Origin of the sequence: Akkermansia sp., assembly GCF_020860705.1 — a bacterium.
GTDB lineage: Bacteria > Verrucomicrobiota > Verrucomicrobiia > Verrucomicrobiales > Akkermansiaceae > Akkermansia.
In genome coordinates, this window is the sequence record NZ_JAJBTT010000041.1 from 68,440 (window position 1) to 80,950 (window position 12,511).

Genomic DNA, 12,511 nt, shown 5'->3' on the forward strand with positions numbered 1-12,511 from the left:
CTATGAAATTTTGCTTGTCTAAAAGGAAGTGATATGGTTTATTGCGGCTCCCGCATCTGCGGATGAACCTTAACAGTGATAGCAATGGCATACGCAATTTTCAAAACAGGTGGCAAGCAGTACCGCGTTCAGGCGGGCGACGTGATCGACGTTGAATGCATCAATACCCTTGAAGAGGGTGCTGAAGCAAGCTTTGATCAGGTGCTTATGGTGGAAAATGACGGAAACGTGACCCTCGGCACCCCCACGGTGGAGGGAGCTACGGTTTCCGCTAAAGTCGTCAGCCAGTTCCGCGACAAGAAGATCATCGCTTTCAAGTTCAAGCGCCGCAAGGGCTTCCATAAGAAAAAAGGTTCCCGCCGCGCCCTGACGAAAGTGGAAATCACTGCTATCAACGCCTAATTTCAACCCTTAATTTTATCTCAATCTTATGGCTCACAAGAAAGGTCAAGGTTCTGTCAAGAACGGTCGCGACTCCCGCAGCAAGCGCCTCGGCGTTAAAAAATTCGGCGGGCAGGAAGTGATCGCGGGCAACATCATCATCCGCCAGCGCGGCACCAAGTGGCACCCCGGCAAGGGTGTGGGCATGGGCCGTGACTACACCATCTTCTCCCTCGTGGACGGCCGCGTGTTCTTTGACCGCGAAGGCCGCCGCGTTAACGTGGCTCCGGAAAGTTCCGACGCCGCCAACTAAATTACAGATAACGTTATCTCCCTGCAGGGGCGGCCATCCACAGGGATGACCGCCCTTTTTTATCCTCCTCCGCTACCCGAATAAATAACAGGAATTGTTCTTGCAAAACAATTGTCCCTGTCCCACTATCCACGCAGAACATGAAAAATAAGATATGAATCCCAAAACAGATTCCAAGCAAGCTACCAGAACCACCTCCACCCTCCCGGTTATTTCCGGTCTGAGGCTCACCAAGCAAAGGCAGGAAGTATACCAGGTTCTTCTGGAACAGAGAGACCACCCCACTGCCAATGAAGTTTACCAGCGCGTCCGCAAAAAATTGCCCAGCATCTCTCTGGCTACCGTTTACAACTGCCTGGAAGCGTTGGTGAACCACGGCTTGGTCAATCAGGTCAACTTTGAACGCAGCTCATCCCGGTTCTGTCCCAATCTCGTTGATCATGGACACTTTCAGGACACCCGGACCGGTTGCATTTACGACATCACCATCAAGGAGGGAGTGGATCTGAAGGAATTCATCAACCTGCCCGACAACGTGTGCGTGGAAGAGGCCCAGATTACCCTGAGAGGCTCCATCATCACACCGCAGGGCTAATCCCCTTTCATCATCATGAGTCTGGTCATTAAAAATTTGCACGCCAACGTGCAAGGCACGGAAATACTTAAAGGCATCAATCTTGAAATCCCCAAGGGAGAAGTGCATGCAATCATGGGACCCAATGGTTCCGGAAAAAGCACCCTCTCCAAAGTTCTCTGCGGCCATCCGGACTATGAAGTGACAAAAGGAGAGGTCTGGCTGGACGGGCAGAACCTGCTGGACATGAGTATTGACGAGCGCAGCCGCGCAGGTCTTTTCCTGGCCTTCCAGTATCCTATGGAAGTTCCCGGCGTTTCCAACGCCAACTTCCTGCGTGCGGCCATGCAGGCCCGCATGCCCCAAGGAGAAGAACTGGATGCGGTCACCTTTTACAAGACGCTGTATGCAAAAATGGATCAGCTCGGCATGTCCCGCAAGTTCACCTCCCGTGCGGTCAATGAAGGTTTCTCCGGCGGAGAGAAAAAGCGCAATGAAGTACTGCAAATGCTTCTTCTGGATCCCCTTTACGCCATTCTGGATGAAACGGATTCAGGCCTGGACATCGACGCCCTCCGAATCGTTTCAGAAGGGGTCAATTCCATGCGCTCCCCTTTCCGTAGCTTCCTGGTGATCACCCACTACAAGCGCCTGCTTGACTACATCAAGCCGGATGTGGTCCATGTGCTGGCGGACGGACAGATCGTCCGGACGGGCGGCGGAGAACTGGTGGATGAACTGGAAAGCAGGGGATACGAATTCCTGAAGGAGGTGGAAGGAGCGGCAAAGGCATAACGCCGCCCATCCGGCAGTCATATCATGAGCGATACACCTGACATGTCAGAGGCAGGGAACACACAGAACCTGTTTGACTTCGACCGGAGCAAGGGAAACTTTTCCTTCCCGGAACGCCATAAATTCGATGCCGGCTACGGCCTGACGGAGGCCACTATTGACTACATCTGCGATGTCAAGGACGACCCGGACTGGGTACGACAGTTCCGCAGGAATGCCCTTGCCGTCTTTGAGAGCAAGCCCATGCCCACTCATTGGGCATCTCCGGACATTGAAAAAATAGACTTCTCCCAGATTCGCTACTATCTTTCCGACGGAGAACGGCCCAAGCGAAGCTGGGACGACGTTCCGGAGGACGTCAAGCGTACCTTTGAACGCCTGGGTGTTCCGGAACAGGAACGCCAGTTCCTGGCAGGGGTGGAAGCCCAGTATGACTCCGAGTCCGCCTACTCCAACATGAAGGAGGAACTCCGCAGCCAGGGTGTCATCTTCGTCAACTCCACCGAAGGCCTGAAGCATCATGAAGACGTCTTCCGCCCCTGGTTCGGAAAGGTTATCCCCACGGGAGACAACAAATTCTCCGCTCTGAACAGCGCCGTATTTTCCGGCGGTTCCTTCATTTACGTTCCCAAGGGCGTCAAGCTCAAGCACCCGCTTCAGGCGTACTTCCGCATCAACTCGGAAAACTTCGGGCAGTTTGAACGTACCCTCATCATCGCGGATGAAGGAGCTGAACTCATGTACATGGAAGGATGTACGGCTCCTCAGTTTGAAACGTCCACCCTCCACTCCGCCGTAGTGGAACTGGTGGCCCTCAAGGGCGCAAAAATCCAGTACGTCACCGTGCAGAACTGGTCCTCCAACGTCTTCAACATGGTCACCAAACGCGGTCTCGCCATGGAAGACGCGGAAATCCGCTGGATAGACTGCAACATAGGCTCCGGCCTTACCATGAAGTACCCGGCCGTGGTGCTCAAGGGAAAGCGCGCCAGGGGGGAAGTCATCTCCATTGCCCTGGCAAACACGGGCCAGCATCAGGATACGGGAGCCAAAATGATTCATGCGGCGGACGACACCACGTCCAACATCGTCTCCAAATCCATCAGCATCGGTGAAGGGCGCGCCAGCTACCGGGGCCAGGTGGTCATGGGCAAAGGCCTCAAAGGCTGCAAAAATAATACGGAATGTGACGCCCTTCTTCTGGCGGCCAACAGCCGCACGGACACCTACCCCGCCATCACGGTGAAAGGGGACAAAAACACGGTGCAACATGAAGCGTCCGTCTCCCAGGTTTCTGAAGAAATGCTCTTTTACATGCAGCAGCGGGGCATCCCGAAGGCGGCAGCCATGTCTCTGGCCGTCAATGGATTCATTAATGACCTCGTTCAGGAATTCCCCATGGAATACTCCGTGGAGCTGCGCAGGCTCATTGACCTGGAAATGGAAGACAGCATCGGATAAGGAGGGAAATGATGAACTACTCGCTCAACGAAGAACAATTCCCCACAGGCTTCCTCCCCGCATGGTTTGAAGCCAGGCGCCGCCACGCCTTGGAACAGGCGGACCAGCTTCCGGAACCCTCCCGCCGCATGGAATCCTGGCGTTTTGGAGCTCCCGGCAACGAATCTCTGGAAGACGTTGAGACAGCCTCTCCTGTTTCCCCGGAAACCCTGGCTGCCTCCATCAGGGAGCACGCCTCCCTGCCGGACACCATCCGCATCGTTTATGCCAACGGACTTCCCGTCTCCATCCCGGAAGACCTGCCGGAAGGCCTCACCGTAATGGATCTGGAAGACTTTGTGTTGCAAAATCCGGACGCCGCCCGGAAACATCTGGAAATAACGCCGGAAACACTCGGATCTGAAAAACTGGCCGCCCTGAACACGGCTCTCCAGCACAATGGCGTGGTCATCATGGCGGATAGAGAAATCTCCCGCCCGCTGGAAATCCTCCACTTCGTCTCCGGGGACAAGGTGGCCGTCTTCCCCTCCACGGTGGTCATTGCAGAAACCGGAGGCCGTCTGCGCATTCTGGAACGCCACATCAGCGCAGACCATGGCCACCAATTCTGCGGAGCCATGCAGGAGCATCATCTTTCCTCGGCCTCTTCCGTCAAATATGCCCTGGTTCAGGAACTCAACAGCCGTTCCCGGGCCGTGGAACTCTGCCACATCATGGCGGACGATGCCGCAGAAATGGAGCACCTCGTCAGCCATCCCGGTGCCGCGTGGGCCAGGCAGGAGACGGTCTGCATCCTGAACGGAGACAGCGCCAGCGTACGCCTGCTTTCCGCCAATCACCTGAAGGAAAACGAAAAACTGGACCAGAGAACCTACCAGAAGCACGTCTACCGCGGAGCCTCCAGCAACCTGCTTTACGCCAATGTGCTTGATGATGAATCCAGCAGCATTTTCAGCGGCATGATCCTGGTAGCGGAAGGCGCACATGACACTAGTGCCTACCAAAGCAACCGCAATCTGATCCTCAGCCCCCGGGCAGAAGCCAACTCCATTCCCGGCCTGGAAATTCTGGCAGACAGGGTACAGTGCTCGCACGGATCCGCCACTTCCTCCATCTCTCCGGAAGAAATCTTCTACCTGCTTTCACGCGGCATTCCGGAACAGACGGCGCGCAAAATGATTGCCCAAGGCTTCCTGAAACATGCTCTGGAGCAATTCAGTGATGAACCCCTGCGCACTGCTGTGGAAGAAATCATCCTCTCCTGATTCTTTCCTTGTCCGGAAAAAATGGCCTCTTTCTTTTCCCTCCGCCCGCAGATGGGAAAGCATAAAAAACAGGCGTCTTTTTGTTTTCTGTAAAAAGATACCAGGTAGGAAATACAGCTTCATTTGCCGGAATGCATTTACCTGTACCGGCAGCATTCATGTCCCCCAGCTGAAGAGTCTTGCCTCCATTCACGATGAAAAAGACCAGCGAATTTCGAATTCGTACGAAATTCCACAGCCCGGAAAAGCTTCTTCTCACGATGCTCCACGATTTTTGGAGAAAACCGTCAATTTACGGCCAGCTCCGCTTGTCCCTTTACCTCTTTTTCACGGACGCACACCGTCTGGGAGTTAGGACCTCCAAGCCCTAATGCTAAAGTGACAGGCTTGAAACAAGAGAGCTTCCGCTACGCTCCAGAAAAGTTTTTAATCACGAAAGGCGGGAGCCTTCCGTTCCCAGGCGCCGCAGCCGCAAATCCTCAGTCAATCACCATGGTCCGCGGTAGTGAAACGATAAGCTATGGTGCCAAGAGCGCCTCTGACAGTTCCTCGATATGGACAAGCAAAATTTCTGAAATCGTTTTTCTTTCAAATTTGAGGGCTTGACTCCGAATTCGAAATCCGTAACCTTTGGCAAGATATTCATTTTTCAAGGCTCATCACATGACTTCCATTGCCATCATTATCCCTGCTTATAATGAAGAATTGACTATCCGGGAAGTGATGCAGGATTTTCATGCCCACTGTCCGGAAGCCGCCATTTATGTTATTGACAATAATTCCTCCGATAAAACTGCGGAAATAGCCAGGGAAACTTATGAAAAATTAGGCTGTTTGGGCGCGTTGCTTCAAGAAAAGCGACGGGGAAAAGCCATGGCCATCAAAAAAGCATTCCGGGAAATAGATGCGGATGTTTATGTAATGGTAGATGCGGACCTGACCTATCCGGCCGCCGATCTCCCCCGCCTGCTGGAACCGGTTCTTCAGGGAGATGCGGACATGGTATGCGGAGACCGCCATAATGCCGGCATTTATAGCCGGGAAAATAAACGCCCCATGCACAATACGGGCAACAAAGCCGTCCGGATGCTCATCAACAAACTGTTCCAGGGCAACCTGCAGGACATCCTGACAGGCTACCGCGTCTTCTCCAAGCGATTCGTCAAAAATTTCCCCATTCTTTCTACGGGCTTTGAACTGGAAACGGAAATCAGTATTCATGCCCTGGATAACGGCTACTCTGTTGTGGAAGTGCCGACAAATTACATGGACCGTCCGGAAGGCTCCTTTTCCAAGCTTTCCACCGTTTCCGACGGAGTAAAGGTCATCAAGACAATCTTCACTATCTTAATGAACCACCGCCCCCTGTTTTTTTTCTCCATCATCAGCGCCATTCTGCTCATTCTTGCCATCTTGGCCGGCCTTCCTGCCGTTTTGGATTACTTCCGGTATGAATACGTTTTCCACCTTCCCCTGGCCGTCCTGTCCATGGGACTTTTCACCGTATCGGCGCTTGCCCTGACCATTGCCTTTATTCTTCACGGGTTGCGCTCCTCCCAGCGGTATGACCATGTCCTTTCTCTGATGCATTGGGAGGAACGCAATCTTAAGCATGAAAAACACTGATTCCTTCTCCAGGCGCTCTCTCTGGATCTGCTGTCTCTTCTGGACCGTCCTGGTTGCCGCTTACTTTGCTCCGGCCGTCTTCGGAGGGAAAGTCCTGGCACCTATGGATATCATGGACTGCCTCATCTCCCCTTATGCCACACAGCCCATGGAAAACGTCCACAACCACTTTACCGTGGACGCCATCTCCCAATATCTGCCCTACAACTATTCCGTAGCGCAAAGCTTCCGGCAGGACGGTTACATGGGCTGGAATCCATATACCCATAACGGAACAGCCATTGCGGAAAACACAATGCTGTGCCCCGGAGACTGGCATCACGCCCTTTATTTCTTCCTGCCCTTCTGGACAGCCTGGGATGCGGGCATCATCCTGCAATTCTTCATTGCGGGCCTCGGCATGATCGTCTTCCTGCGCAACCGGCAGATTCCGGCTCCCTACTGCCTGCTGGGGGCGATAGGCTACGGTTTTTACTCCCAATTCGTTCTGTGGATTTACCATCGGTGGGTGCTGGGAACTATGTGCTGGGCTCCGTGGATACTCTGGGCCCTGATGCGCAACAGAGAAAAGAGAATCATCGACCTTCCCTCCATCCTTTTTATCGCTCTCGGGTTCCGGGGCGGCCACCTTCAAGCGTGCCTGTTCATCGTCCTGCTCACAGGATGCGTGTGGTTGGCGGACTGGTGGACCTCCTCCTCACGCTGGAAGTTAAAAACCTTCTGGAACATTTCCATACCCTATCTCGTATCCGGCATCGTAGGGGCTCTTCTCTCCATAGACGTGCTGGCCCAAACCATTCCACCTCTCATGGAAGGATGCCGCTCCCTTCCCTTTCTGACCGGAATCACCCATCTTCCTTCCCTTGTTACCGCCCTGTTCCCCACGCTCCTTGGCATTCCGGAGACGATTGACCTGTTCAAACTCATGGGACAGGATCTCTTTGACCTGAAATTTACCGGGGGCATCATCTTTGTTCTTTCCGTGCTGGGCCTCTTCAACAAAAAAGCCCCTCTGGCAGCCAAATTCCTCATGGTCATCAGCCTGGCCCTGGCCTTCACGCCCCTCATCACCTACCTTTATTCCCGTTCTACGACGGTATATGCCCTGGGAGCCTCCTGGCTGGCCGCGTGGCAGCTGCAAGCCTTCACTCAGGAACCTGCAAGAACCATCTGGAAAAAAATTTTCATCACCCTGGGCATCCTGACGCTAGGCTGGCTTCTCTCCTCCATCCTGATTCAAATTTTTCACCAGGACATCCTCTCAACACTCCAAGAAAAGCTTGCCTCCCGCCTGACCGTCTCTGAAACGGGCAGGGAAACATGGTACATGCTCCGGACCGAACGGCTGCTGGAGCAAACCTGCATCTGGTATCCCCGCACGCTTGCCCTGCTCGCCTTGCTGTGGGGGGGACTGTGGGCCGCCTCCCGTATTCATGTACATGCCCGGCACAAGATTCTACTGGCCTCCCTGGTTATACTCTGCTCTCTGGGGGAACAGCTTCTCGTTCAGGCCACCTGGGTCCACTATGCGGACAAGCCTGAATCCGCAAGTCTGTACAGAGAACCCGATTGGCTGCCGCGCCTGAAACAACAGGTAGGGGACGGTTCCGTCCTGTGCTACACCTCCCACCGGGACAAGGACTATTTCCACGACAATCACCTTTCCAGCTTCGGCATCAAACAGGCGGAAGGCTATGAAACCGTCAGGCCCAAACGCCTCCACGCCCTTCAGAACATCCTGACCCATCCGGAAGCCGCTGCCAGGGCAGGCATTTCCCACCTTCTCGTCAACCCGCGCCAGAAGCTCCCGGAAACCAAAGGCTGGAACCTGGTGGAAAACACTTCCCGGTATGTCCTCTTTGCCAATCCGCATTACAGGGGCAGATACTTTGCAAACGGCCCTGCCACGGACGAAAGCGCTGCTATACACCCCAATTGGCTCACGTACAACAAAATGGACTTCACCGTCCCGCCGGGGGCCTCCTCACTGGATGTTCTGGAAAGCTATTCCAAAGGCTGGACGGCACGCATCAACGGAGGGGAGCCCGTTCCCGTGGAATGCTCGGAAAACTACGGCATTACCATTCCCCTTCCCGTTTCCGGCACGCCTGCGCATGTCCTCCTTCAATACAGGGACCACCGCCAGAACGCCTATTACTGCATCATCATCGCCACGCTGCTCCTGGTCTGCGGCGTCTGTCTCTGGCGGCAGGTGAAAAAGCGGCATTCCTCCCCGGATTAAAACGCAGGGGGTGGCCTCAACACAGCACGCTGGGCAGAACCACCATTACCGCCGCAAACTGCGGTCTCATGACAAGGCCGCCGACATCCCAAACAGGAAGTGCAAGCCCTTTCCGAATTCCCGATTCTGCACTGCAAGGCCCCGGAACAGCCGGACAAATGAGAAAGAACGGACGGATTTCCCACGATCCGTGCCCCCCTCATTCTACCCTTGACGTGAAACGCGCCGGGGGTAGTCTTTCACGCATGAGTCTGACATCTTCCCTTCTTTCCAAGGTGCTCGGGGGCGGCTCCTGCACCAGAGAAGAACTGATAGCCCTCAGCCGTGAACCGCTGGAGGAACTGTGCCAGGCGGCCAACACCATCCGGGAGCACTTCTGCGGAAACGTCTTTGACCTCTGTACCATCATCAACGGCCGCAGCGGTAAATGTTCGGAAAACTGCAAGTACTGCGCCCAATCCGCCCATTACTCCACCGCCGTGGAGGAATACCCCCTGTTAAACGACGAAGCCCTGCTGGCGGGAGCTAGGTACAATGATGAAAGGGGAATCCTGCGCTACTCCATCGTCACCTCCGGCAAAAGGCTGACGGATGCGGATGTAGACCAGCTCTGCGCCAGCTACAGGCACATTGCCGCCCGGTGCGGCATTTCCCTCTGCGCCTCCCACGGCCTTATCGCCAAAAAGCACTGCGAACAATTAAAAGCTGCGGGCGTTTCACGCTACCACAACAATCTGGAAACCTCCCGCCGTAACTTCCCGAATGTCTGCACCACCCATACTTACGATGACAAGATACAGACCATCAAGTGGGCCATGGAAGCCGGACTGGAAGTGTGCAGCGGCGGCATCATGGGGCTGGGGGAAACGCTGGAAGACAGGATAGACATGTATATGGACATCGCTGCACTGGGCATCAAGTCCACCCCCATCAATTTCCTGACGCCCATTCCCGGCACGCCTTATGCGGACATGACTCCGCTGGGGGAGGAAGACCAGCTGCGCATCGTCGCCCTGGTGCGGTTCATCATGCCGGACGGCTTCGTCCGCATTGCCGCCGGCAGAAACACGATGAAGGACCACGGCCGGAAAATCTTCATGTCCGGAGCCAATGCCGCCATCTCCGGGGACATGCTCACCACCTCCGGCGTCACCATCCGGGAAGACCTGGCCATGCTCGCGGAACTGGGCTATGAAGTCCGCATGAAATAAGGCTTTCCGTTTCCCGCCCCTTCACCATGAATCACTCCGACTGGTCAAAAAAAGATCTGGAATACATCTGGCACCCCTGTTCCCAGATGAAGGATTATGAAACGCTGCCTCCCATCGTGATCGACCGCGGGCAGGGAATCAACCTGTACGACGTGGACGGGAAACGCTACATGGACATAGTCAGCTCCTGGTGGTGCAATCTGCTCGGCCACTCCCATCCGAAAATCAATCAGGCCATTAAAAGCCAGCTTGACTCCCTGGAGCACGTCATCTTCGCCAACTTCTCCCACAAGCCGGCCATCACCCTGTGCGAGGAGTTGATGAAGAAAATCCCGCAGGGACTTTGCAAATTCAATTTTTCTGACAATGGTTCAGCCTCCATTGAATCCTCCATGAAGATGAGCTTCCAGTACCACTACCAGACTGGAAACCGCCAGAAAGTGCGCTTCATGTCCCTGAGCGACGGCTACCATGGAGAAACCCTGGGGGCTCTTTCCGTCGGCGGCCTTGACCTTTACTCGGAACTTTACAAGCCCCTTCTGCTGGACATCGTACGCATCCCCGCTCCGGACTGCTACCGCTGCCCCAAGGGGAAAAAACGCGGCTGCTGCCAGGGGGAATGCATTGACGCGGCGCAGGAGACCTTTGCGCGCCACGGCGACGAATGCGCCGCCCTGCTGGTGGAACCCCTGCTTCAGGGCTCCGCAGGCATGCGGATGTATCCCCCCGTTTATCTGGCGAAGCTCCGTTCCCTGTGCGATTCCTATAACGTACATCTCATTGCGGATGAAATCGCCACCGGCTTCGGCCGCACAGGCAGCATGTTCGCCTGTGACCAGGCCGGAATTTCACCGGACATCATGTGCATTTCCAAGGGACTGACGGGCGGTTACATGCCCATGTCCATCGCCATCACCACGCAGAAGATTTACGATGCCTTTTACGCGGATTACCGGGAAGGAAAGGCCTTCATGCACAGCCACACCTATTCCGGCAACCCTCTGGGTTGCTCCGCCGCCCTGGCCGTACTGAAGGTTCTGGACGAGGAACAAATTATTCCCCGGGCACAGGAAAAGGCCCCCCTGTTCCGCCAATTGATCGTGGAAGCCCTTGGAGACCATCCCCACGTGGGGGAAATCCGCAGCCTGGGGCTGGTGAACGCCATTGAACTGGTAGAGGACAGGGAAACCAAAAAGAGCTTCCCCCCTGAACGCCGGCTGGGGTACCAGATTTACAAGGAAGCTCTTAAACAAGGTCTTCTCCTCCGTCCGCTGGGGGACGTCCTGTACTTCAATCCGCCTCTCGTCATTTCCCCGGAGGAAATGGAGGAAGCTGTGTCCATCTGCGCTGCCTGCATCCGCAAGGTACTGGGGTAAGCATTTATCCCCCGCGACAATATGTGCGGTTCTTTTTTGAAGAAAAGATGCAACTTCTCTTCACGAACGGGGTTTGTTTAAATACCCTGTAACCTCATACCGTCATGATACACTTCACCCCATTCCGCAAACGTCCGGCGCTCTCCGCGCTGATGCTTCTCATGCTGGGCTCCGGTTTCTGCCAGGCCCAGGAAATGCTTACCGACTCCGCAAGGAAGGAAGCCTCCGAGTGGCTTAAGGAAGTCAAATCCGGCTACTTGAATACCAGTTCCGCCCGCATCCAGAAGGCTGTGGCGGCCCTCACCACGGCCATCAGCACGGAAAATGCCGCCATGAAACTTTACGTGGACGCCATGAAAGACCGTTTCCTGAACCCCACCAGCATGATGTCCCGCATGCTGAACCGGGGCGGTGGAGGTGGATTCCGCATGATGCGCATGCCGGCCACTGGAGGAAGGGGAGGCAGCAACGGCAGCAGCAAGCCGGACAGCCCCAGCACCGCCTTTTCCAACTGGCGCAAGCAGAACACGGGCAACAACGTGGCACCCGGCTTCAAAAAGGCTCTTCAGCTCCAGTGCAAATGGATGCTCCTCTGCCTGAAAAAGGCGGATGCCGAGAAGAACGAACGCGAACTCAACGTTTCCTCCAGCGTCCTGTCCATGCTGGATGAAGTGGCCGCCAACGCCAAGGATGTGGGAGAACAGCTCCCCATGGTGGGCGGAGCCAGTGAAGTGATACGCACCTATCTGAACATCAGCGACTACCGTTCGGAAACCCTCCCGGACAATATGATGGACCTCAACACCATTTTTGACCGCGTGCTTCTGGCTCCCTACAAGGAGAAAAAAGATGTTGAAAATTTCCGGAAACTCTGGAATAAGCGCATCGGACTGGAAGCGACCCTGCTGCAAAACAACTCCGCCAGCGACAAGAAAACGGCGGAATTGGAAAAAGCCAACTTCCTGGTTAAAAGACAGTGGGAACGGGAAAAGGCTTGTTTTGAACTTGGCGACCAGGTGGCTGCCCTTGAAAAGATGAAGAGCCTGATTTCCAGCATCAAGGATCCTTCTGAAAAACAACGCGCCATCCGGGATCTGGAATTCCTGCTCCTTACCCCCGCGGAACAGGCAAAACTCCGTGAAGAACGCATGAACAGGCGCATGCCCGGCGGTCCGCGTTTCTAACAACGGTCAAATAATCACGTTTCCTTTCGTCCCCCGGCGTGCCCTGCACATCGGGGGATACTGCTTTCCGGCACGGCGACTAA

At 55.0% G+C, this 12,511-nt stretch carries 12 protein-coding genes; 11 read left to right on the forward strand and 1 reads right to left on the reverse strand.

Annotated features, from left to right (window positions below; genetic code table 11):
• The first annotated feature begins 84 nt into the window (after positions 1 to 84).
• The 6 genes from rplU to LIO64_RS09595 all read left to right on the forward strand — a co-directional run bounded on the left by rplU (position 85) and on the right by LIO64_RS09595 (position 4,789).
• Positions 85 to 402: a 50S ribosomal protein L21 gene (rplU, locus tag LIO64_RS09570; RefSeq protein ID WP_290549216.1), complete on the forward strand. Its 318-nt coding sequence runs from the start codon at positions 85 to 87 to the stop codon at positions 400 to 402.
• A 28-nt stretch (positions 403 to 430) separates the two neighbouring features.
• Positions 431 to 694 (forward strand): 50S ribosomal protein L27, encoded by a 264-nt coding sequence (rpmA, locus tag LIO64_RS09575; protein ID WP_290549217.1) that lies wholly within the window; start codon positions 431 to 433, stop codon positions 692 to 694.
• 154 nt (positions 695 to 848) lie between these two features.
• Entirely contained in the window at positions 849 to 1,289 is a 441-nt protein-coding gene (locus LIO64_RS09580; protein WP_290549218.1) for a transcriptional repressor, read from the forward strand.
• A gap of 15 nt (positions 1,290 to 1,304) precedes the next feature.
• Positions 1,305 to 2,063 carry a Fe-S cluster assembly ATPase SufC gene (gene sufC / locus LIO64_RS09585; RefSeq protein WP_290549219.1) on the forward strand — a complete coding sequence of 253 codons (759 nt, stop codon included), beginning with the start codon at positions 1,305 to 1,307 and terminating at the stop codon, positions 2,061 to 2,063.
• A gap of 24 nt (positions 2,064 to 2,087) precedes the next feature.
• On the forward strand, positions 2,088 to 3,524 hold the full coding sequence (sufB, locus tag LIO64_RS09590; protein ID WP_290549220.1) for a Fe-S cluster assembly protein SufB: 1,437 nt from the start codon (positions 2,088 to 2,090) through the stop codon (positions 3,522 to 3,524).
• A gap of 8 nt (positions 3,525 to 3,532) precedes the next feature.
• On the forward strand, positions 3,533 to 4,789 hold the full coding sequence (locus LIO64_RS09595; protein ID WP_290549221.1) for a SufD family Fe-S cluster assembly protein: 1,257 nt from the start codon (positions 3,533 to 3,535) through the stop codon (positions 4,787 to 4,789).
• Here LIO64_RS09595 and LIO64_RS09600 read toward each other — a convergent pair.
• A complete protein-coding gene (locus LIO64_RS09600; protein WP_290549222.1) occupies positions 4,776 to 5,048 on the reverse strand; it encodes a hypothetical protein in 273 nt (90 codons plus the stop codon). The two genes, LIO64_RS09595 and LIO64_RS09600, sit on opposite strands and share 14 nt — an antisense overlap.
• Positions 5,049 to 5,452: 404 nt before the next feature.
• On the opposite strand from LIO64_RS09600, the gene LIO64_RS09605 reads away from it, so the two are divergent.
• The 5 genes from LIO64_RS09605 (at position 5,453) to LIO64_RS09625 (ending at position 12,428) form a co-directional block, all read left to right on the forward strand.
• Positions 5,453 to 6,415, forward strand: a complete 963-nt coding sequence (locus LIO64_RS09605) for a glycosyltransferase family 2 protein (protein ID WP_290549223.1) — start codon at positions 5,453 to 5,455, stop codon at positions 6,413 to 6,415.
• A complete protein-coding gene (locus LIO64_RS09610; protein WP_290549224.1) occupies positions 6,402 to 8,657 on the forward strand; it encodes a hypothetical protein in 2,256 nt (751 codons plus the stop codon). The genes LIO64_RS09605 and LIO64_RS09610 overlap by 14 nt, the downstream gene beginning before the upstream one ends.
• A gap of 245 nt (positions 8,658 to 8,902) precedes the next feature.
• Entirely contained in the window at positions 8,903 to 9,868 is a 966-nt protein-coding gene (gene bioB, locus LIO64_RS09615) for a biotin synthase BioB (protein WP_290549225.1), read from the forward strand.
• 26 nt (positions 9,869 to 9,894) lie between these two features.
• Entirely contained in the window at positions 9,895 to 11,244 is a 1,350-nt protein-coding gene (gene bioA, locus LIO64_RS09620; protein ID WP_290549226.1) for an adenosylmethionine--8-amino-7-oxononanoate transaminase, read from the forward strand.
• 104 nt (positions 11,245 to 11,348) lie between these two features.
• Positions 11,349 to 12,428, forward strand: a complete 1,080-nt coding sequence (locus tag LIO64_RS09625; RefSeq protein ID WP_290549227.1) for a hypothetical protein — start codon at positions 11,349 to 11,351, stop codon at positions 12,426 to 12,428.
• The last annotated feature ends 83 nt before the right edge of the window (positions 12,429 to 12,511 follow it).

Coding starts and splice junctions, on each gene's coding strand:
- LIO64_RS09580 (WP_290549218.1), top strand. CDS start 849: ATGAATCCCAAAACAGATTCCAAGCAAGCTACCAGAACCACCTCCACC.
- LIO64_RS09595 (WP_290549221.1), top strand. CDS start 3,533: ATGATGAACTACTCGCTCAACGAAGAACAATTCCCCACAGGCTTCCTC.
- LIO64_RS09605 (WP_290549223.1), top strand. CDS start 5,453: ATGACTTCCATTGCCATCATTATCCCTGCTTATAATGAAGAATTGACT.
- LIO64_RS09625 (WP_290549227.1), top strand. CDS start 11,349: ATGATACACTTCACCCCATTCCGCAAACGTCCGGCGCTCTCCGCGCTG.
- bioB (WP_290549225.1), top strand. CDS start 8,903: ATGAGTCTGACATCTTCCCTTCTTTCCAAGGTGCTCGGGGGCGGCTCC.
- rpmA (WP_290549217.1), top strand. CDS start 431: ATGGCTCACAAGAAAGGTCAAGGTTCTGTCAAGAACGGTCGCGACTCC.
- sufC (WP_290549219.1), top strand. CDS start 1,305: ATGAGTCTGGTCATTAAAAATTTGCACGCCAACGTGCAAGGCACGGAA.
- rplU (WP_290549216.1), top strand. CDS start 85: ATGGCATACGCAATTTTCAAAACAGGTGGCAAGCAGTACCGCGTTCAG.
- bioA (WP_290549226.1), top strand. CDS start 9,895: ATGAATCACTCCGACTGGTCAAAAAAAGATCTGGAATACATCTGGCAC.
- LIO64_RS09610 (WP_290549224.1), top strand. CDS start 6,402: ATGAAAAACACTGATTCCTTCTCCAGGCGCTCTCTCTGGATCTGCTGT.
- sufB (WP_290549220.1), top strand. CDS start 2,088: ATGAGCGATACACCTGACATGTCAGAGGCAGGGAACACACAGAACCTG.